Annotated in this window: 21 protein-coding genes; 17 read left to right on the top strand and 4 right to left on the bottom strand. The window is 64.4% G+C overall.

Going from position 1 to position 20,058, the window contains the following annotated elements:
* The first annotated feature begins 24 nt into the window (after window positions 1-24).
* The 5 genes from ACSU1L_RS00765 to ACSU1L_RS00785 all read left to right on the top strand — a co-directional run bounded on the left by ACSU1L_RS00765 (window position 25) and on the right by ACSU1L_RS00785 (window position 3,863).
* Window positions 25-537, top strand: a complete 513-nt coding sequence (locus tag ACSU1L_RS00765; RefSeq protein WP_439254276.1) for an NUDIX hydrolase — start codon at window positions 25-27, stop codon at window positions 535-537.
* On the top strand, window positions 534-1,310 hold the full coding sequence (locus ACSU1L_RS00770) for a hypothetical protein (RefSeq protein WP_439254277.1): 777 nt from the start codon (window positions 534-536) through the stop codon (window positions 1,308-1,310). The genes ACSU1L_RS00765 and ACSU1L_RS00770 overlap by 4 nt, the downstream gene beginning before the upstream one ends.
* A gap of 56 nt (window positions 1,311-1,366) precedes the next feature.
* Window positions 1,367-2,470: an epoxide hydrolase family protein gene (locus tag ACSU1L_RS00775; protein ID WP_438255407.1), complete on the top strand. Its 1,104-nt coding sequence runs from the start codon at window positions 1,367-1,369 to the stop codon at window positions 2,468-2,470.
* 118 nt (window positions 2,471-2,588) lie between these two features.
* Window positions 2,589-3,632: a fatty acid desaturase family protein gene (locus ACSU1L_RS00780; RefSeq protein ID WP_439254278.1), complete on the top strand. Its 1,044-nt coding sequence runs from the start codon at window positions 2,589-2,591 to the stop codon at window positions 3,630-3,632.
* Window positions 3,633-3,659: 27 nt separating this feature from the next.
* On the top strand, window positions 3,660-3,863 hold the full coding sequence (locus tag ACSU1L_RS00785) for a ferredoxin (RefSeq protein ID WP_439254279.1): 204 nt from the start codon (window positions 3,660-3,662) through the stop codon (window positions 3,861-3,863).
* A 45-nt stretch (window positions 3,864-3,908) separates the two neighbouring features.
* Here the strand turns inward: ACSU1L_RS00785 and ACSU1L_RS00790 are convergent, their stop codons facing one another.
* On the bottom strand, window positions 3,909-5,960 hold the full coding sequence (locus tag ACSU1L_RS00790; RefSeq protein ID WP_439254280.1) for a M3 family metallopeptidase: 2,052 nt from the start codon (window positions 5,958-5,960) through the stop codon (window positions 3,909-3,911).
* Window positions 5,961-6,055: 95 nt separating this feature from the next.
* On the opposite strand from ACSU1L_RS00790, the gene ACSU1L_RS00795 reads away from it, so the two are divergent.
* Window positions 6,056-6,676, top strand: coding sequence for an ArsR/SmtB family transcription factor (locus ACSU1L_RS00795; protein WP_438255411.1), 621 nt, complete (start codon window positions 6,056-6,058; stop codon window positions 6,674-6,676).
* On the top strand, window positions 6,673-6,906 hold the full coding sequence (locus ACSU1L_RS00800; protein WP_438255412.1) for a hypothetical protein: 234 nt from the start codon (window positions 6,673-6,675) through the stop codon (window positions 6,904-6,906). The genes ACSU1L_RS00795 and ACSU1L_RS00800 overlap by 4 nt, the downstream gene beginning before the upstream one ends.
* Before the next feature lie 5 nt (window positions 6,907-6,911).
* Here ACSU1L_RS00800 and ACSU1L_RS00805 read toward each other — a convergent pair whose 3' ends face one another.
* Together ACSU1L_RS00805 and valS are read right to left on the bottom strand one after the other, a co-directional pair.
* Window positions 6,912-7,127 carry a hypothetical protein gene (locus tag ACSU1L_RS00805; protein ID WP_438255413.1) on the bottom strand — a complete coding sequence of 72 codons (216 nt, stop codon included), beginning with the start codon at window positions 7,125-7,127 and terminating at the stop codon, window positions 6,912-6,914.
* On the bottom strand, window positions 7,127-9,718 hold the full coding sequence (gene valS, locus ACSU1L_RS00810) for a valine--tRNA ligase (protein ID WP_439254281.1): 2,592 nt from the start codon (window positions 9,716-9,718) through the stop codon (window positions 7,127-7,129). The genes ACSU1L_RS00805 and valS overlap by 1 nt, the downstream gene beginning before the upstream one ends.
* Before the next feature lie 168 nt (window positions 9,719-9,886).
* Here valS and ACSU1L_RS00815 point away from each other — a divergent pair, with 168 nt between their 5' ends.
* The 7 genes from ACSU1L_RS00815 to ACSU1L_RS00845 all read left to right on the top strand — a co-directional run bounded on the left by ACSU1L_RS00815 (window position 9,887) and on the right by ACSU1L_RS00845 (window position 17,842).
* Window positions 9,887-11,506 (top strand): ABC transporter substrate-binding protein, encoded by a 1,620-nt coding sequence (locus tag ACSU1L_RS00815; RefSeq protein ID WP_439254282.1) that lies wholly within the window; start codon window positions 9,887-9,889, stop codon window positions 11,504-11,506.
* Between the two features lie 19 nt (window positions 11,507-11,525).
* Entirely contained in the window at window positions 11,526-12,461 is a 936-nt protein-coding gene (locus tag ACSU1L_RS00820; protein WP_439254283.1) for an ABC transporter permease, read from the top strand.
* Window positions 12,458-13,270 (top strand): ABC transporter permease, encoded by an 813-nt coding sequence (locus tag ACSU1L_RS00825; RefSeq protein WP_439254284.1) that lies wholly within the window; start codon window positions 12,458-12,460, stop codon window positions 13,268-13,270. Before ACSU1L_RS00820 ends, ACSU1L_RS00825 begins: the two co-directional genes overlap by 4 nt.
* On the top strand, window positions 13,267-14,760 hold the full coding sequence (locus tag ACSU1L_RS00830) for a dipeptide ABC transporter ATP-binding protein (RefSeq protein WP_439254285.1): 1,494 nt from the start codon (window positions 13,267-13,269) through the stop codon (window positions 14,758-14,760). Before ACSU1L_RS00825 ends, ACSU1L_RS00830 begins: the two co-directional genes overlap by 4 nt.
* An 86-nt stretch (window positions 14,761-14,846) precedes the next feature.
* A complete protein-coding gene (locus tag ACSU1L_RS00835; RefSeq protein ID WP_438255419.1) occupies window positions 14,847-16,574 on the top strand; it encodes a carbon starvation CstA family protein in 1,728 nt (575 codons plus the stop codon).
* 3 nt (window positions 16,575-16,577) lie between these two features.
* Complete coding sequence (locus tag ACSU1L_RS00840) at window positions 16,578-16,862, top strand: cory-CC-star protein (protein WP_438255420.1); 285 nt, start codon at window positions 16,578-16,580, stop codon at window positions 16,860-16,862.
* Window positions 16,853-17,842, top strand: a complete 990-nt coding sequence (locus ACSU1L_RS00845; RefSeq protein WP_438255421.1) for an ArsA family ATPase — start codon at window positions 16,853-16,855, stop codon at window positions 17,840-17,842. Before ACSU1L_RS00840 ends, ACSU1L_RS00845 begins: the two co-directional genes overlap by 10 nt.
* A 14-nt stretch (window positions 17,843-17,856) precedes the next feature.
* On the opposite strand, the gene ACSU1L_RS00850 is transcribed toward ACSU1L_RS00845, so the two are convergent.
* Entirely contained in the window at window positions 17,857-18,507 is a 651-nt protein-coding gene (locus ACSU1L_RS00850; RefSeq protein ID WP_438255422.1) for a pentapeptide repeat-containing protein, read from the bottom strand.
* A 39-nt stretch (window positions 18,508-18,546) separates the two neighbouring features.
* Here ACSU1L_RS00850 and ACSU1L_RS00855 point away from each other — a divergent pair, with 39 nt between their 5' ends.
* From ACSU1L_RS00855 to ACSU1L_RS00865, 3 genes are read left to right on the top strand one after another with little or no spacing between them, the layout of a single operon-like run.
* Complete coding sequence (locus ACSU1L_RS00855; protein WP_439254287.1) at window positions 18,547-18,705, top strand: CopG family transcriptional regulator; 159 nt, start codon at window positions 18,547-18,549, stop codon at window positions 18,703-18,705.
* Window positions 18,702-19,388, top strand: a complete 687-nt coding sequence (locus ACSU1L_RS00860; RefSeq protein ID WP_439254288.1) for a hypothetical protein — start codon at window positions 18,702-18,704, stop codon at window positions 19,386-19,388. The genes ACSU1L_RS00855 and ACSU1L_RS00860 overlap by 4 nt, the downstream gene beginning before the upstream one ends.
* Complete coding sequence (locus tag ACSU1L_RS00865) at window positions 19,388-19,915, top strand: GNAT family N-acetyltransferase (protein ID WP_438255425.1); 528 nt, start codon at window positions 19,388-19,390, stop codon at window positions 19,913-19,915. Before ACSU1L_RS00860 ends, ACSU1L_RS00865 begins: the two co-directional genes overlap by 1 nt.
* Window positions 19,916-20,058: the final 143 nt, after the last annotated feature.

Genomic DNA, 20,058 nt, shown 5'->3' on the forward strand with positions numbered 1-20,058 from the left:
CGGGTACAGCCTGCGCCGTGGACGGTGGTTGATTCCGAGATCGTCGTGGCCGATCGTTGGATCCGACTGCGTGCAGACACGTGCCTGGATGCCGCCGGTCGCACAATCGCGCCGTACTACGTAATGGAGCCAGCGGAGTGGATCTCGGTCCTCGCGCTGAACGCCGACGGTGATGCGATGCTCGTCGAGGAGTACCGACACGGCGCGGGCGTCATGGCGCTCGGCACGATCGGTGGAGCGGTCGATGCCGGAGAGTTGCCGCAGGACGCTGCGGCGAGGGAGCTTCGCGAGGAAACAGGTTGCGAAGCAAGCGAGATCATTGACCTCGGCGCCACCTGGGCGAACTTCGGCAACCATACGAACCGCGTTCACCACTTCCTCGCTCGCGACTGTACACAGGTGGCGGCACAATCGCTCGATGCCGGCGAACTCATTTCCGTGCGCGTCGTGCCGTTGGCAAAGGCCGGCGAGTGGCTGCTGCAGAGTTTCCATCAGCTCACCTGGTACAAGGCGATGCAGCTGCTGAGGTGGCGATGAGCGCGCTCGTGCGAAAGTTGGGGGCGAGTTTCACGATTGCGGTGCTGACGGTCGTGGTCGTCGCGGTCGTCCTCGTGGTCATCCTCATCTCAGCTATGCGAGACCGGGATGGTGACGAGCTTGCTGCCGCGCGGGTCGAGGACGTCGCTCGTGCTCTGGCTCAGGACCTTGACGGCATCCGTGAGCCGATTGATGCAGAGACGGTGGCCGCCGAAAGATTCCATTCGCGTGCTGCGACGGTCGAACCGTTGACTTGGACGGGGGCGATCGGACTCGAGCAGACAGGCACGATCGAAGCCCGCCTCAGCGCAAGCGTCACGGAGAACTCCATCGGTGGATACTACGGACCGTTCAACTCGGCCGGGTCGGCCGTGCAGTGCTACCGGTACACGATCACGCTTCGCGAGGATGTCCGCTTCGAAATGATCCCTTGCGCCGAGCTACCGGAACTGCGAACGCCGCCAGCGTCGAATCGCCCGGCGCTCCCTGACGGCGCCGCGGAGCGGGTGGAAATAATTCTGACAGACGCTCCCGGTTCGACAGTGGCCGACCGCTTGCGCGCCGAGTTTCCGGGGGAGGAGTTCACGATCGAGGTCGTCAAGACCGAAGCGGGAGAGGTTGTCGTTGCCGTCGGCGTGCGACCGGGGACGGGTTGCATTCTGCGGGTCAAGGATGCAACGGGGGCTCTGCTCGCCCCCTCGTACGATCAGATTTGGCTCCAACCTGGTGAGCAAGGCTGCTCGACGCAGCTGTATACCGCGCCGCCACTCTGATTCCGCAGACACAGCTCATCGCCTCGGATGTCGGCGCTCCGGTCTAAGGTGACGCCATGCGAAGCTTCCGAATCTCGATCTCTGATGGCATCATCGATGACCTGCGCGAGCGGCTTTTGCATGCGCGCCTGCTTGCGGACTCACCCCGGCGCCCGCAGTCCGGGCTGTCGGCGGCCTATCTGCGCGAGCTCGTCGAAGCCTGGGCCGTGTTTGACTGGCGCGCGCGCGAGCGATGGTTGAATGAGCACCCCCAGTTCATCGCCGAGGTCGAGGGCACCGATATTCATTTCGTTCATCTGCGCTCGGAACGCGCTGATGCTCCTGTGCTGCTGGTGATGCATGGGTGGCCGCACACCTTCGCGCTTCAGCTCGAGTTCGCTCGGCTGCTTCCTGATTTCCACGTGGTCGTCCCGAGCTTGCCCGGATTCGCATTCTCTGCTGCGTACGACGGAACCATGTCAGAGGGCGTGATGGCTCGGCTGATGCACTCGCTGATGAGCGACACACTGGGCTACGAACGGTATCTCACCTACGGAGAGGACCTCTCCGCCAACGTGAGCGATCTGATCGCGGCGACGTACCCTGAAAGCGTGCAGGGCATCTTCGCGACACATGCGCATTTCGGCACGGATGAGGAACGGGCGCACGCGGAAGACCCGGCCGCTCGCGCGTTCTTTGCACGCCTCGCTGCCAGCGGCGGTCCGGACGGTGCCTACGGGCATGTCCAGGGGACACGTCCGGACACGCTTGCCGCGGCTCTGAACGATTCTCCGGCGGGTCTCATCGCATGGATCACCGAGAAACTTGTGGAATGGAGCGATACTCCGACGGCTCGACCAGAGCTGCTCGAGCGCAGGATCTCGCGCGATCGCATCCTCACCGAGGCGATGATCTACTGGTCGACGCAGAGCATTGCAACCTCTTTCCGAAGCTACTTCGACGGCGGCGAGTATGAGCGCATCCCTCCCGTCGAGGTGCCAGCCGCAGTCGCAATCCAGCGGCACGAGTATGACTACCCCGAGAGCGTTGCGTGGGCGTATTACCGCGACCTGCGTTCCTTCGGACGGATGCCGGAGGGTGGGCATTTCGCGATCGCCGAGGTGCCGGAGGCAATGGCGACGAGGATGCGCGAGTTCGCCTCCGGGCTCGGACTGCTCTGAGTGCGTAGTATCCCTGTCCCGCAGCAACGGGTCCAGGGGTGGCATCATTCGAGCGCCACTGGTTAGCATCGACAGATGTTGTATTTGTACTGCGCTGGCGGTGATCACAGGAGCAACGATGCATGACGAGCGGTATACGGAGGCCTACCATCAACTTGCGGCAGAGGTGAATGAGGCCGATCTGATGCGCAGGCGTTACGGCTTCTACTGGGCAATGATGCTCTTTTGGATGCTGTCGGCAGTGGTGATTCTCGTAGGCGTGATTCTTCTCGGAGACACCTGGTTCCAGCTGATCCTGGCAGCGCTGCTCGGGTTGTGCATGGCGCAACTCGGCTTCCTCGGTCATGAGGCGGCTCACCAGGAGATGTTCGAGTCACGTCGCTGGAACGACTGGACAGCCCGGGTTCTCGCGGGTCTGTTCACCGGCCTCAGCTACGGCTGGTGGGTCGACAAGCATGGTCGTCATCACGCAAATCCGAACAAGGAGCGTTCGGATCCGGATGTGGGGGCGGGCGTGCTTTCCTTCACCCCAGAAGGCACTGATGGGCGTACGGGATTCCTGTCACGGATCGGCCGATTCCAGGGATTCTTTTTCATCCCGCTTCTCTTGTTCGAAGGGTTCTCCCTTCATATTGACTCGGTCAAGACGATCCTCGTCGGCAAGAATGTGACGCATCGCTGGACGGAGATCCTCTTCGTCGGAATCCGCATCGTCGGCTTTCTCGCGTTCCTCTTCCTCGTCCTTCCGCCGCTCATGGCTGCGGCCTTCGCGGCGGTGCAGGTGGCCGTGTTCGGATTCCTCCTCGGCGGTGCGTTCACGCCCAACCACATCGGGATGCCCACGGTTCCGCATGACGCGAAAATCGACTTCTTGCGGCGCCAGGTGCGCATGTCGCGGAACGTGCGCGGTGGTCCGCTCGTGCACTTCTTCATGGGAGGCCTGGAGTATCAGGTGGAGCACCACCTGTTCCCGAAGGCGCCGCGACCGAGTCTTCCTGCCCTGCAGAAGATCGTCCGCAGACACTGTGCGGCCAACGACATCCCCTACGAAGAAGCCACACTCAGTCAGTCGTTTCGGACGATTCTCGCTTACCTGAACCAGGTGGGGCACATGAACCGTGACTTGTATACCTGTCCGCTGGTCCGCGAGTATCGCGGATGAGCAACCACGACAACGAGAGTAGAGATCATGAAGGTCACCGTGCACCCGACCGCCTGCGTCGCCTCGGCGCATTGCAGTAGGACTGCGCCCCGGGTGTTCGCCAACAGGGACGAAGACGGCGGGTTCGTCCGGCTTCTCGACGCGAGCCCGCCAGAATCCGAATGGGCGGCAGTTCGCGAAGCGGCGGAACTGTGCCCGTCAGCGACGATCCACGTTGAAAATTCCGAGTGAGTCGCCCATCAGCGCGAGAGCGCTAGGGGATCGCGTCGATCTGTGTCACCCGTCCAGCCCGCGGCGTTTCAGCAGCGGCGCGATATCGGCGTCGCGGCCGCGGAAGTCACGGTATGCATCCAGCGGATCCTTTGAGCCGCCGACACCGAGCAGCCTTGCGCGGAAACGGTCGCCGTTCTCGCGGGTGAGCCCGCCATTCTCACGGAACCACTCCACGGTGTCGGCGTCGAGTACCTCGCTCCAGATGTAGGAGTAGTAACCCGCGCTGTACCCGCCCGAGAAGATGTGCGCGAAGTACGTCGAGGAGTAGCGGGTGGGGACGACCGGATTGTCTAGCCCGATCTCAGCAAGCGCTGCCGCCTCGAATGCCGCGACATCCGAAACCGACTCGTCAGCCGCGAGCCGATGCCAGGCCTGATCGAGCCAGGCAGCGGCGAGATATTCACTCGTGTCGTGCCCCTGGTTGAAGGTCTCTGTCGCGCGCAGCCGCTCGACGACCGCAGCATCCAGCGCCTCGCCGGTTTCGAAATGCCGCGCATAGTTGTCGAGCACTTCCGACCACAGGATCCACATCTCGTTGACCTGGCTGGGGAACTCCACGAAATCACGGAACACATTGGTGCCCGCGAAATGCGGGTAGTTGACTGTCGCGAATAGCCCATGCAGCGCATGCCCGAATTCGTGGAACAGCGTCGTCACCTCATCGAGGGTCAGCAGCGTCGGCTGCCCTTCTCCCGGCTGCGACACGTTGAGGTTGTTCACGACGACGGGCGCTGTGCCGCGCAGCGCGGATTGGCTGACAATCGGGTTCATCCAGGCACCGCCGCGCTTGGAGTCCCGGGTGTAGAGATCGAGAACGTAGAGCCCCAGCGCGCTGCCGCCGGCGTTGTGCACCTCGAATACCCGCGCACCCGGATGGTACGCGACAAGATCGTCGCGTTCGACGAACGTCACGCCGTACAACTGCGTTGCGGCGAAGAACACGCCGTCCTGCAGGACGCGCTCCACCTCGAACCAGGACCGCAGCGCGGCCGTATTGATGTCGTACTTTGCGGTGCGCACCTTCTCGGTATAAAACGCCCAGTCGTGCGCCTCAAGGGTGAAAGGATCGGTTTCTGTCTCGTCGATGATCGCCTGCAGGGCAGCCTGCTCAGTGCGAGCGTTGGCTGCCGCGGCAGGGGCCAGCCGGTGCAGCAGTTCCGACACGGCCTCCGGTGTGCCAGCTGTCTCATCAGCGGTGACGTAGGCGGCGTGCGAGGAATATCCGAGCAGCTGAGCTCTATCTGCGCGCACGGCGACGATCTCCGTGAGGGTGGCCCGGTTGCCGTTGGCATTGTTGCGCGTGGCGCGCGAGCGCGATGCGGCCATGATCCGTCGGCGGCTCTCGCGGTTCGTCAGCGAAGCGAGATACGGATGCCCGGTGAACAGCGGCAGCGAGATCAGGTAGCCGCCATCAGCGCCGCGTTCGCTCGCTGCCCGAGATGCCGCGGACAGCTCGCTTTCGGAAAGGCCGTCCAGCTCCTCCGCGCTCTCGAAGAGCACAGCCAGGTCGTTGGTATCGGCCAGCAGATTCTTCTCGAACGTCGTCGTCAGCATCGACAGCTTCTGGTTCAGCGCGGTCAGCTGGGCCTTTGCGGCCTCATCCAGTCCAGCGCCAGCGTGCGTCATCTCACGGTAGTGCCGCTCCACGAGGTATCGGCTCTCGCCATCGAGGTCGAGCTGATCGAGCTGCTCGTACATGTTCTTCACACGCCAGTACAGCTGAGCGTCAAGCCGGATGGCGTCTTCATGAGCGGCCATCAGGGGCGCCAACTCTTCGTCGATCGCCTGGATCTCGTCGGTAGCGTCCGCGGAGCTCACCGTGTAGAAGGCGTGTGCAACGGCCTCGAGCAGGGCTCCCGCCTGCTCGAGCGGGATCATTGTGTTCTCGAATGTGGGCATCGATCGCACGCGGGTGATCGCGGCGATCTCATTGAGGTGCTCTTCGAACGCGGCCTGGAAAGCGGGGAGATAGTGCTCGGGGCGAATCGCGGCATAGTCCGGAAGTGCATAGGGAAGAGCGGACGGCGTCAGGAGCGGGTTCGCGGCATCGGTCATAAAACGAGCCTACGACGCGCGCGCATGGTGTCGTGCAAAGAAACGATTGCAAAATAAAGCTTGCAAAGAAAGCCTTGCAAGGATATCTTTGCATTATGAGCGAAGCAAAGAAGACCCCCGCTGCAGCAGAACGTCGCGTTCTGGATGCTGGTGCACTCAGGGCACTGTCGCACCCGCTGCGGGTGCGGATCTTCGACATCCTCGCGAATGAGGGACCGCAGACCGCCAGCACGCTCGCTGAAATACTGGGGGAGTCGTCCGGTGCGACCAGCTACCACCTGCGGTCGCTGGCCAGCCACGACCTGATCCGTGAGGTCGACGGTGTCAGGGCAGGCCGAGAGCGCTGGTGGGAGCGGCCGGTGGGCGGGATCGTCTACGACTCCCGCGCGGTGCAGGGCTCACCCTCGGGGGAAGCCGCACTCCAGGTCGCGGTCGCAGAGGTGCATCGCCGCCGGCATGACGAGCTCATGGAGTTCTTCACCGGGCGCATTGATAAAGAGCCGGTCGAATGGAGGGGTGCCAGCACCTCGATGACCAGCGGGATCAGCATGACCGCAGAGCAGACCATCGAACTCACGAAGAAGATCGAGGCGCTCATCGACGAGGCTGCTGAACAGTATCGGGATCAGAAGGGCGAGGGTGTGCGGCGGGTCAGTGTTCGAGCCGACGTCTTCCCACTGAAGAGTCATACGACGAACAAGGAGTCCGCATCATGAGCGCTGTCGCAGTCACCCGTACATCTCCCGTGCCGCGCGGAGCGAACGCTCTCGAGCGGGGCTCCATCAGGCTGGCCGATGCGATGACGCGTTGGGCAACCCGCAGAGTAGAGCGTCGACAGGATCGGCGAGAGGCGATGCTCGCAGCGATCAAAGCGGAACAGACTCGCAAGCCTGATCCGCGCGCCACTGACCATGCCCTGTTGCACATGGGCCTGCCACTGCGCTGAGGTCGTCAGTCCTCGAACTCACGCGCAATCACCTCGCCGGTGGCGGTCACGAAGACCTCCCACCCGGCATCCAACTCTGCAATCGGACGGCCCTCGAGCCAGGTGAGCGTCCAGTGCCCGGCGAGACCGCGGGCCTCCACTTCAGTGATCGCTGGACGCAGGACAGCGGGGACGGATGCCGGAGCATCCGATCCCGCCGCCCAACGCGTACCCAGCTGCATCAGCTCTCCTCCACAGGAACCAGCTCGATCTCGGTGACAGCGAGTTCAGCGCCCTCGACGAATTCCAACTCGGCGATGCGGCCAACGGCCCGGAGATCATCTGCGGCCGCGCGAATGGACTCGAGGGTCTCGGCGGGGGCGACGATCACGGCGCGTGATACCGGCGTCTTCTGCGAGGCCTTCGCCTCGGTCTTGGCCCGACGGATGCCGATGAGAGCGGCGCTGGCGGCGGTGAGCACGGATGCGTCGCCGCCGGCAAGGTCACCACTGGTCGGCCAGGCAGCGGTGTGGATCGAGCCCTCCTCGAACCAGGACCAGGCCTCTTCCGTCGCAAAGGACGCGACGGGGGCGAGCAGCCGCAGCAGCGTCGACAGGGCGATCCGCAGTGCGAGCGCAGCTGAGGGCTGTCCGACGTCGGTCTGATCGTAGGCGCGCTCCTTGACCAGCTCGAGGTAGTCGTCGCAGAACGTCCAGAAGAACGACTCAGTGATCTCCAGTGCGCGGGCGTGATCGAACGCGTCGAACGCCTTGGTGGCTTCGGCGACGACACCATCGAGCGTGGCGAGCATCGAAGCATCCAGAGCGTGCGTGACCTCGGCACCTTCGGGAACCGGGAACGACAGGACGAACTTCGCCGCGTTCAAGATCTTGATCGCCAGGCGGCGACCGATCTTCATCTGCGTCGGGTTCTGCGGGTCGAAGGCGGCATCCACACCGAGGCGGCTGGAGGCCGCCCAGTAGCGAACAGCATCCGATCCATGCTTCTCGAGAATGTCGGCCGGGGTGACCACATTGCCCTTGGACTTCGACATCTTCTTGCGGTCGGGGTCGACGATGAAGCCGGAGATCGACGCGTGCTGCCACGGCGAGCGCTGGTCTTCCAGCGTCGAGCGCAGCATCGTCGAGAACAGCCACGTGCGGATGATGTCCTGTCCCTGCGGGCGCACGTCGAAGGGTGCAACCAGGTTCCACAGCTCCTCATCGCGCTGCCATCCGCCGGCCAGCTGCGGCGTCAGAGACGAGGTGGCCCAGGTGTCGAGGATGTCGACCTCGGCCTCGAAGCCGAGGGCCTGGCCGCGCTGATCCTCGGTGTAACCGACCGGCACATCCACGGTCGGGTCAACCGGCAACTGCTCGGCGGAAGCCATGATGACGCGGTCATAGTCGCGGTCACCGTTCGCGTCCAGGCCGTACCAGACCGGCAGCGGCACACCGAAGAAGCGTTGGCGAGAAACGAGCCAGTCGCCGGTGAGACCGCCGACCCAGTTCTCGTAGCGCACGCGCATGAAGTCCGGGTGCCACTGCATCTGGCGTCCGTGGTCGATGAGCTGCTCGCGCAGTTTCTCGTCGCGGGCGCCGTTGCGGATGTACCACTGACGCGTCGACACGATCTCCAGCGGGCGGTCGCCCTTCTCGAAGAACTTCACGGCGTGGTTGAAGGGCTTGGAGACCTCCAGCAGCTCGCCGGATTCCTCGAGCAGTTCGGCGATGCGCTTCTTGGCGCTGAAGACGGTCTTGCCTGCCAACTCGGCATAGGCGCTCTTGCCGGCATCCGAAATGATCGCCTCCGGAGCATCGGCGATCACGCGGCCGTCCAGCCCCAGAATCGCACGGATCGGCAGGTCGAGCTCGCGCCACCAGATCATGTCGGTCACATCACCGAAGGTGCAGACCATCGCGATGCCGGACCCCTTGTCCTGCTGGGCGAGATGATGCGCGAGCACCGGAACCTCGACATCGAACAGCGGGGTGCGCACGGTCTGGCCGAAGTACGACTGGTAACGCTCATCATCCGGGTGCGCCACGAGCGCGACACATGCCGCGAGAAGCTCGGGGCGGGTGGTTTCGATGTGGATGTCGCCGGTGCCGTCGGTCTTGTGGAAGGCGAGTCGGTGGAAGGCGGCCTGCTGTTCGCGATCTTCGAGCTCCGCCTGCGCGATGGCGGAGCGGAAGTCGACGTCCCACAGCGTCGGGGCGAGCGCCTGGTATGCCTCGCCGCGCTCATGGTTGCGGATGAAGCCGAGCTGGCTCTGGCGCATCGTCTCATCCGAGATCGTGCGGTATGTCTGGGTCCAGTCGACGCTGAGGCCAAGCTGGCGGAAAACCTCTTCGAACTGTTTCTCGTCTTCGATCGTGAGGCGCTCGCACAGTTCGATGAAGTTGCGGCGGCTGATGGGCTGCTGGTCGGCGGCCTTCAGGCTCTTCGCATTGCCCTCGAACGGAGGAGTGAAATCGGAGTCGTAGGGGAGGGTCGGATCGACGCGCACTCCGTAGAAGTTCTGCACGCGGCGCTCGGTGGGCAGGCCGTTATCGTCCCACCCGATGGGGTAGAAGACGCTCTTGCCGCGCATGCGCTCGTAGCGCGCCTTCACATCGGTGTGCGTGTACGAGAACACGTGTCCGATGTGCAGAGAACCGGATGCCGTCGGCGGAGGTGTATCGATCGAGTAAACGCCCTCGCGACCGATCTCTGCTGCGCGGACGCGATCGAACAGATAAGTGCCCTGCGCGGACCAGGTGCCGTCCCACTTCGCTTCGAGACCTTCGAGGACGGGCTTTTCAGGGATCTGATTCTGACTGGACGCGGCCATGAAGGTCTCCTTGCGCGATGTATGCGGCACTGTGTGAGCGTGCCTGAGTGTGGAATGTGCTGACCAGTCTAACGAAGAGTGAGCGCGGTGGAGCGGGGGCTAGTTCGACCGAGTCCAACAATTGCGAGTAGACTGGGTCGACCCCCTTCACCCTTTCTGAGGACCCGCATGCCCACTCCACTCGTGCGTCGTATTCTGCCCATCACCGCGCTCGCCGCTGCTGCCGCACTCGCCCTCAGTGCCTGCACGGGCACGGTGAACGATCCACCAGCGGCTGAGAACCGCGAGGTCGTCTGGGCCATCGAGGGAGCGAATCTCTCGGCCGGTCACATGGACCCGCAGACCAGTCAGCTCGACGTGTCTGGCATGGTGCAGCGCGTCGTCCTGGATTCTCTGGTCTCCCAGCAGGCTGATGGGTCATTCTCACCGTGGCTCGCTGCGGACTGGACGGTCTCCGAGGATGCCACCAGCTACACCTTCGAGCTCCGCGACGATGTCACATTCCATGATGGTGAGCCCTTCAACGCCGAAGCGGTCAAAGCGAACTTCGACCGCATCGTCGATCCGGAGACGGCATCAGCGCAGGCCGCCAGCATGCTTGGCGCTGACTTCTACGCGGGCACCGAAGTCATCGACGAGTTCACCGTGGAGGTGAACTTCACTCAGCCGTACTCGCCGTTCCTGCAGGCTGCGAGCACCGCGCAACTCGGGTTCTACTCGCCAGCTGTACTGGAAAGTTCTGCCGATCAGCTAAAGGCCGGCGGACCCGACGTGACGGTGGGTACCGGTCCCTTCGAGCTCACCGAGTACACGCCCGATCAAGAGCTCGTCTACACCCGCAACCCCGACTATGCGTGGGGCCCTGATGGTGCAGAGGCTGCGAAGTTCGAGACCCTGCGCGTGGAGATTCTGCCTGAGGCCTCAGTGCGTGCCGGCGTCGTGGAGAGCGGCGAGGCAGACCTCGCCAGCAATCTGCCGCCGAACCTCGCCGCCACGCTTCCCGACACACTGACTGTCGAGTCTCTTGAGTACCCCGGCCTGCCGTACTCGCTGTACCTCAATGAGAAGTACGGGGTGTTCGCAGATCAGAAGGTGCGGCAGGCGTTTGCGCGTGGCATTGACATCGACGCAGCAGTGGAGGAGATCTTCTTCGGCCAGTTCCCGCGGGCCTGGAGCATCCTCGGCTCGACCACGCCAGGCTATGACGCCTCCCTCGAGGGCAGTTGGCCGTTCGACCAGGATGCGGCGAATCAGCTGCTCGACGACGCCGGGTGGACCGAGCGCGATGCCGACGACATCCGGATGAAAGACGGCGAGCGCTTGTCAGTGCGCTGGATCGCGTGGACGCCGGTTCCCGATGACAAGGCGGCTCTCGGCAATGCGATTCAGTCCGACCTCGCCGACATCGGCTTCGAGGTCGTGCGCGAGGTCCTCGAGCCGGGCGCGTACAACGAGCAGTACGGGCCGAAGACTTTCGACCTGACGGACTGGGGCTTCTCCGGAGTCGACGGCGACCTGCTGCGCAGCCACCTGCACACCGATGGCTTCCAGAACGCGTCACAGGTGTCGAACGCGGACGTGGATGCTCTGCTAGAGCAGGGCATCGCGACCACCGACACGGAAGAGCGCACCGCGATATACCAGCAGCTGCAGCAGTGGAACGCCAAGTACACCGCGATTGTTCCGCTGTACAGTCCGTCGCTGATCACCGCAGTGAACGACAGCGTCGACGGCCTGGCCTACGATCTGTACGGACGGCCGCTGTTCTACGCGGCGACGGTCAGCTGATCTCGGCGGAGGGGGAACGGTGAGAGCCACCCTGACGCGGATTGCGGAGCTCGCGGCATCCGTCATCGTCGTCTTGTGGGGCGCGGCGACCGTCGCATTCCTCGCATTCCGAGTCATCCCCGGCGATCCGGTTTCGGTGATGCTCGGGCCGCAGGCCCAGGTCAGTGACGCAGTCAAGGACGGTATTCGCACTCAGCTCGGTTTGGATCGCCCGCCGGGGGAGCAGTACCTGAGCTATCTCGGGCAGCTCGTGCGCGGCGACCTCGGAGAGTCTTACCAGTTGCGGATGCCGGTGACCGAGGTGATCGGCCGCCAGCTCGGCTCCACCGTGCAGCTGACCGCACTGGCCCTGGTCATCGCTGTGATTCTCGCGCTCTGCGGGACGCTGCTGTTTCACGGGCAGATCTCGCGGACCGTGATCGCAGGGATCGAGCTGATTGTGCTGTCATCGCCGGTGTTCTGGATCGGCCTCATTCTGCTCAGCGTGTTCGCCTTCGGTCTCGGCTGGTTCCCGGTCGCCGGAACCCGCAATCCGGCGACCATCGTGCTACCGGCGGTGACGCTCGCTCTTCCGGTCTCAGCTCTCCTTGGCCAAGTGCTCCGCGATGGCATCGAGGCGGCTGAACGCCAGCCGTTCGCGACCACGGTACGCGCACGCGGCGCCGGGTACACCCGGCTGGCAATGCACCACACCCTCCGGCACGGGGCAGCGGGCGCTCTGACACTCACGGCCTATCTGATCGGATCGCTGCTCGGCGGCGCTGTGCTGGTCGAGACGGTGTTCGCGAGACCAGGGCTCGGCCGGGTGACCCTCGCGGCGATCTCCGATCGTGATCTTCCGGTGATCACCGGGATCATCCTGTTCAGTGCCGTCGTGTTCGTCGTTGTGAATCTCCTCGTCGAACTGCTGCAGCCCGTGCTGGATCCGCGTCAGCGACGGCAGGTGAGCGCATGACGGCGTCGCGACGCATCCTGCTCGGCGCGGCCCTGCTCGTTCTTGCCGTGGTGGCGGTGATGGCGCTGATGCCCCAATTGATCGCCACGCACGACCCGCTGCGCACCGACGTACGGGCCGCCCTCGAAGCGCCGAGCGCCGCCCACCTGTTTGGAACCGACCAGAGCGGACGCGATGTCTTTTCCCGCGTTGTCTACGCAGCGGGGCGCTCCGTCGGGATCGGCTTGCTTGCCACAGCCCTCGCCCTGGTCGTCGGGTTGATCATCGGTGCGCTCAGTGGGATCGCTCCGCGGGCAGTGGATGCTGTTCTCATGCGGGTCGCGGACGTTTGGATGGCGTTTCCGGAATTTCTCGTAGCCCTCGTGGTCGTCGCCATCCTCGGACCCGGACCGGTCAACATCGCGATCGCCGTGACGATCGCCGCGATCCCGGTGTACCTGCGACTGGCGCGGGTGCAGACGCGCATCCTCGTGCGTGCCGAGCACGTGGAAGCGGCGCGCATCCTCGGCGTGCCGCCCGTGCCGGCTTTCACCAGGCACGTGATCCCCGGCGTGCTGGGTGCACTCAGCGTGCTGGCCACGATCGGGGTCGGCTCCAGCATCCTGGCCGCCGCAGGCCTCAGCTTTCTCGGTCTCGGTCCGATCGAGCCGGTCCCGGAATGGGGCCTGATGCTCTCCGGCGGGCGCAATGTCCTCGCGCAAGCCTGGTGGATCGCCCTCTTCCCCGGACTCGCGATCACGCTGACGGTCATATCGGCGACCGTCGTCGGCCGCACGCTGCGGGCGCGGGCCGAAGGGAGGCGCATATGAGGGCCCTCGATGTGCAGGAACTGTCGATCTCCATCGGCGGGGCGCTACTCGTCGACGGTGTCTCGTTCACCGTCGCTCCCGGCGAATGCCTCGCCATCGTCGGCGAATCGGGGGCCGGGAAGTCGCTGACCGCGGCCGCGCTGCTGGGCTTGGCTCCCGATACCGCTCGCGTCTCCGCTCACACGCTCACTGTCGATGGCGTGGATGCTCGGCGGCACAGCGATCGCGAGTGGCGCGCGCTGCGCGGCAACCGCATCGGGCTGGTCTCCCAGGACGCCCTGGTCTCATTGGACCCGCTGCGCCGAATCGGGGCCGAGGTGGCCGAGCCCCTGGCCATACATACCGACCTGACCCGCTCCCAGCGTCGTGATCGGTCAGTCGAACTGCTTGAATCTGTTGCCATGCCGTTCCCTCAGGTGCGTGCACGGGAGTATCCTCACCAGCTCAGCGGCGGTCTGCGTCAGCGGGCGCTCATCGCCTCAGCGCTCGCCGCAGGCCCCGCCGTCCTGATCGCCGATGAACCGACGACGGCGCTGGACACGACTGTGCAGGCGCGCTTGCTGACGCTGATGCGCCAGATCGTAGATGCTGGCACCGCCGTCGTCTTTATCAGTCATGACTTCGCCGCGGTTCGGCGCGTCGCTGATCGCGTACTCGTGATGCGAGCAGGGCGTGTGATCGAGCAGGGACTCGTCACTGAGGTGCTCGATGCGCCTCGCGAGGACTACACCCGCATGCTGATCGCAGCCAGCCGGCATGAGCCGCGGTCGGAGGATCGTTTCGGACTCGGTACCGCGGTGCTGGGCGCCGTCGAACTGTCGAAGAGCTTCGCTGGCAGGACGGCCGTGGCGAATGCATCTTTCACTCTGCTCGAGGGCCAGACGCTGGGGATCGTGGGGGAGTCGGGATCAGGAAAGACCACACTCGCCCGCATGCTCGTCGGAGTCGAGACCCCGGATGCCGGCAGCATTCGTTGGCGCGGCAGGAGCCGGGTGCAGCTTGTGCATCAGAATCCGCTCGGCGCATTCGACCCGCGCTGGAGCATCGGCCGCTCGTTGCGTGAAGCACTGGCTGCGGGCGGCGTTGCGCGTAACGCACGGAAGGCGCGCGTCGCACAGCTGATGGCCGAGGTGGATCTCTCGGCGGAGCTCGCGCGTCGCCGACCGGCGCAGCTGTCTGGAGGACAACGCCAGCGAGCGGCTATCGCCCGTGCGCTCGCCGCAGAGCCCGACGTGCTGATCCTTGACGAACCGGTCTCGGCGCTGGATCCGTCAGTACGCGAGAAGGTGCTGCAGATGTTGAAACGGCTTCAGAGCGAACGAGGGCTCTCAATGGTGCTGATCTCGCACGATCTTGATGTCGTCGCGGCCGTTGCCGATGACGTTCTCGTCATGCTCGACGGGGCGATCGTCGAACAGGGGCCGGTGGCGGATGTGTTCGCCGCACCGCAGCATCCGTTCACCAGGGAGCTGCTGGCGGCCGGACGTTGAGCGCGTCTCTATCAGGGAACTCTCAGGTTTGCTAGCGTAAGAGCACGCAGTGACAAAGCCGTCGCTGCTGGAGAGGAAAACGTCTCATGACTCCCCTATTGTTGATGCTCATCGGCATCGCGATGTTTGTCTTCGGTTACTTCGTCTACTCCAAATATCTGTCGAAGCGCGTGTTCAAGCTCGACGCGTCATTCAAGACGCCATCGCATGAGTTGAATGATGGCGTCGACTACGTTCCGACCAACAAATACATTCTGTGGGGGCACCACTTCACCTCGGTCGCGGGAGCCGCGCCCATTGTCGGGCCCGCGATCGCTGTCATCTGGGGCTGGTTGCCCGCATTCCTCTGGGTCACCATCGGCACGGTGCTCTTCGCAGGAATGCACGACTTGGGCGCGCTGTGGGCCTCTACGCGGAACAAGGGGCGTTCAATCGGCGCGCTCTCTGCCCGGTACATCGGCAAACGCGGAGCCAACCTGTTCCTCGTCGTCATCTTCCTGCTGCTCCTGATGGTCATCGCAGCGTTCGCCGTGGTCATCAAAAACCTGCTGATCAGCACGCCGTCGGCGGTCATTCCGACATGGGGCGCGATCATCGTGGCGCTGCTGGTTGGCGTCGCCGTGTACCGTCTGCGCTGGCCGCTGATTCCCATCACCGTCGTCGGTGTCGTCGCGCTGTATGCACTCATCGTGCTCGGTGACCAGGTGCCGGTGGTTCTGCCGGAAAGCACGCTGGGGATGAGCCCGGCCACGTTCTGGATTGTGGCGCTGTTCGTCTACGGCGCGATCGCCTCGCTGCTGCCCGTGTGGGTGCTGCTGCAGCCGCGCGACTACATCAACGGCGTGCAGCTTTTCGTGGGACTGATCCTCCTGTATGGCGCGGTGCTGATCGCAACTCTCTTCACCGCAGATAAGCCCGAGATCGTCGCCCCGATGATCAACATGGCGGTACCGGAAGGTACGCCGAGCATGATTCCACTGTTGTTCGTGACGATCGCGTGCGGAGCCATTTCTGGCTTCCACGGCATGGTGTCCTCGGGTACCAGTTCGAAGCAACTCGACAAGGAGACTGACGCTCGCTTCGTCGGATACTTCGGAGCTGTCGGCGAAGGGCTGCTCGCGCTGGGCACGATTCTCGCAGTGATCGGCGGCTTCCGCACGGTGGCTGAGTGGAATGAGGTTTACAGCTCCTTCGGCGCTGGCGGTGTTGAGGCGTTCGTTCAGGGTGGCGGGCAACTTATGGAGACCGGTATCGGGCTTCCGGCGTCGCTGAGCGCGACAGTGCTGGCGACGATGGCGGTGTTGTTTGCCGCGACGACTATGGATACAGGTATGCGTCTGCTCCGCTTTGTCGTGCAGGAGATGGGCGAATCTATGAAGATTCGCATCACGAAGTTCCCGGCGACCGTCGTTGTTGTGGTGCTCGGGCTCGGGTTGACCTTCTCGCAGGGGCTCGGAGGAGACGGAGGGCTGCGGATCTGGCCGCTGTTCGGTACGACAAACCAGCTCATGGCCTCGCTTACTCTGTCGATCATCGCGGTGATGCTCATCCGGAAGCGGCGTAATCCGCTGGTGGCGCTCATCCCGCTGGTCCTGGTGTTCGTGATGTCGTTCTGGGCGGCGATCGAGCAGCTCGCGGCGTTCGCTAACCCCGGCGAGCCGGACTGGCTGCTGTTCGTGCTCGACGTCATTATCATCGTCGCCAGCATCTGGGTCGCTGTTGAGGCGGTCATCGCGATGCGTAAAGCCGCGAAAGAGCCGCCCGAGCATGAGGATGAGGATGCACAGCTGCAGGCGGTTCGCGAGGAGGTCTGATCTGTGACATACAGAGAGGCGGCCCGGCGCCTGTCCCGGCGCTGGGCCGCCTTCCAATCGGGGCTGGCGGAGTACTACGCCGGCCCCTATCGGCAGGCTCTCGCTCGGGAGCGACGCGATGAGGACGATCTGTTCACGATGGTCGTTCTTGGTGAGGCTCTGGGTGTACCCGATCCTGCTGCGTACTACAGCGTCGAGCTGATGCCCATGCTCGCGGATGACTTTCATGCGTGGCATCGGCGTATGGGGATGCCGCGCTCGCCGTTGGATCAGGTCGCATGCTGTTAGATCTGATCCGCGACAGACGTGTGGTGTTCCTCGGCGGAAAAGGTGGCGTCGGGAAGACTTCGCTGGCCTCGGCCGTGGCCCTCGCCCGGGCGCGAGAGGGTGCGAGAGTGCTCGTGGTCTCCACGGACCCGGCGCACAATCTTGGACATCTCTGGGAGTGTCAGGTCGGGGATCAGCCGGTGCGTCTGGCCCGCTTCGACGTGAACAGCGACGTACCGGCGGGCGCGGTCGACGGGATGGAGATCGACCCGCACGCCACGGTCGAGCGACACCTCGCAGCGGTTGAGCAGACCATGCTGCGCATGCTGCCCGAGCGTCAGCACGCACAGGCGCGAGAACACCTCGATCGTGCTCGGCATGCTCCGGGGAGTCATGAGTCCGCCGTGCTGGAGCGGATCGCCGAGGCTGCGGAGCTGGCGCGCAACGAATACGACCTCGTGGTCTTCGATACCGCCCCATCGGGTCATACTCTCCGGCTGCTTGCACTGCCCGGTCAGCTGTCCGGATGGACCGAGTCTCTCCTGCGCAACCGAGATCGATCAGAACGCTTCTCTGCGGCGATGCGTGGATTGGCCGGGCGGGCGGAACCGGCCGCGGATTCAGACGCGCAGTTGCGCCGTACGCTGCAGGCGCGTCGTGCGCGCTTTGACGCGCTGCAAGAGGCGATCAGTAATCCGTCAACTGCCGGGTTCATCGTTGTGTTCACTGCTGAAGCGTTGCCAGTGGCCGAGACGATCGAAGTCGTCGATGCCCTACGCGAATTGCAGGTGCCAGTGGCGGCGCTGGTTGCGAATCGACGTTCGCCCGCAGACGCCGGTGAACTGCTGCGCGCGCGTCGCTCTCTGGAAGATCGGCACCTCGGGACGGTGCGGAAAACGCTCCCCGACATGCCACTCGTCGAGATACCGCTCCTGCCAGGAGAGCTCACCGGGATCGGCGCATTGGGATCCCTGGCGGACCTGCTCGTCGGCGTTGACTGATCAGGCCAGGGGGCTCAGTCCAGGATCCGAATGCCCAGCCCCGCGGCGATCGCCGGGGCGAGTTGCTGGATCTGAAAGGTCGTGAGCGTCGTGCCGCGCAGACTCGTGGCATCCACGAAGACATCAGCGTCGAGTCCGCGCAGATCGACGTCCTTGGCGCGCAGGCCGCGTGGGTCGACCTCTTCGCTGCGGCATCCACTGAACGCCATGCGTGAGATCTCGGCCTGGGGGAGATCGAGGGTGCGGATGGTCGCGTCCGTGATGAGGACGTCTGTCGCCTTCGCACCGCCGAGCGTCAGATAATCGATGCGCACGTCGCGGATCTCGAGTTCGTTGATGCGCGTGCCGCTGAGGTCGAGGGTCCCGATGCGTCCGCCGCTGATGCGCAGACGACGGATGCCAGCATTGCGCAGCGTGATGGACGCGGCGCGCAGATCTGTGGCGGCGACGTCGAGAATCGTGGCTCCGGTGAGATCGATGCTGTTCGCGTCGGCCGTGATGGTGCACTGCTCGAGCGAACAATGGGCGAGATCGACGTCACCGGACAGTTCCAGCGCCGACTGCAGAATGTCGGCGCCGCGAGAGGGGCGTGCTGGCTCGAGGTGCGGCGGGAGATCGGGCGGTGAGAGTCGCGGAGCTGCAGGAGAATCGGTTACTCGGGCCATAGGTCGAGGCTATCGGGTACTGCATGCTAAATTGCTAGCATGCAAGCAAGTGGGTCTGGCGAGAAGAAGGCGCAGTTCAACGTCTATCTCCCTCCGGAGTTGATCCGCGAGATCAAGCACCGAGCAATCGATGAGGGCACGAGTCTGTCTGGGCTCGTCGAGGCAGCGCTGCGGGGATACCTGGAGGAACAGTCATGACCGTCGTACAGCAGATCCTGTACACCGCGCAGCCCGAGCGCTGGTGGACGCTGGCCGAGGCCCTCGGGTTCGTTGCCCCCTTCCCGCCGGCACCGGAGTGGGCCGAGTTTCACGCCGACGGCGTCCTCGCCGTGCACGGGGCGACGGACGAGCACCGACCGGGTGTGACCGAGATCCACCTCATCGTCGAAGACACGGATGCTGCGGCATCCGCCCTTGCTGCATTCGACGTCGAGGCGATGACGATGGAAGGCGTGGGGGAGATGCTCGTGGTGCGTGCGGCATCCGGTGTCTCGATCTCCGTGTCTGAGGGAGCAGTGCAGCGCGGTGCCGGCGAGATCGCCGTGCAGCCGATCTGGTTCCAGAAAGACCTCACGCAGCCGCGTGCGATTCTTGAGGCGCTCGGATTCCGGGCCGGGATCGCCGCTGATCGCGGCGGCTGGACCGAGATGCTCTGTGATGGGGGCTCGATCGGACTGCACGCCGGAGAGCCACGGATCGGACTCTCGTTCGAGGCACGCGGAGACCTCGATGCTCGTGCTGCGCGATTGCGGGATGCCGGGTTTGCAGCATCCGTCGTGGATGAGGCCTTTGCGCGCACGATCCGCATTGCCGACCCCGATGGCGGCGATGAGATCTGGATCAACGGCGTTCAGGACGACATGCACGGATACCACCGCTGATGGGCTTCGAGCGGGACCTCGGCGACGGGATCACCTTGGCCTTGCGGACACCCGATCTGGCTCGGGCGGTGCGTCCGGTTGCCCTGGCCAATCTCGAGCGGCTGCGTCAGTGGGAGCCCTGGGCACACAATCTCGACCCTGACGGGGTGGACGACGACTGGAACAGCGAGCAGCTGCGGCGGTTCATTGCCGGTACTGCCATCCCCACGGTGGTGCTGCAACACGGGCGGCCGATCGGATCGGTGTCTGCGCAGCTGGATCGGTACTACCGGACGGGGGAGCTCGGCTACTGGATCGCAGCTGAGGCCGAGGGCAAAGGGATCGTCCTGCGGGCCTGTCAAGCTCTGATCTCAGACATGTTCGCCGATGGCATCGAACGCGCGGAGATTCGTACTGCCGCGCACAATGTCCGCAGCATCCGCCTGGCTGAACGCCTGGGCTTCACCCACGAGGGAACTCTGCGCAGCGCGCTGCCAGTGGGCCCTGTCCGCCACGACGTCGCCGTGTTCGGGCTGGTGCCGGGGTAAGACTCAGCACGAACTTCGCAGGACCGCACTAATTTCGCACGATCCGCCGCGGTTCCTGCGAACTATGGGTTGTTCTGCGAGGGATCGCCACTCGTTCTGCACAGATCGAGAGTTCCCAGGCCTCTACGCAGAACACGTGATCG

The sequence above is a fragment of the Microbacterium sp. A94 genome (assembly GCF_051842855.1).
Classification (GTDB): Bacteria; Actinomycetota; Actinomycetes; order Actinomycetales; family Microbacteriaceae; genus Microbacterium.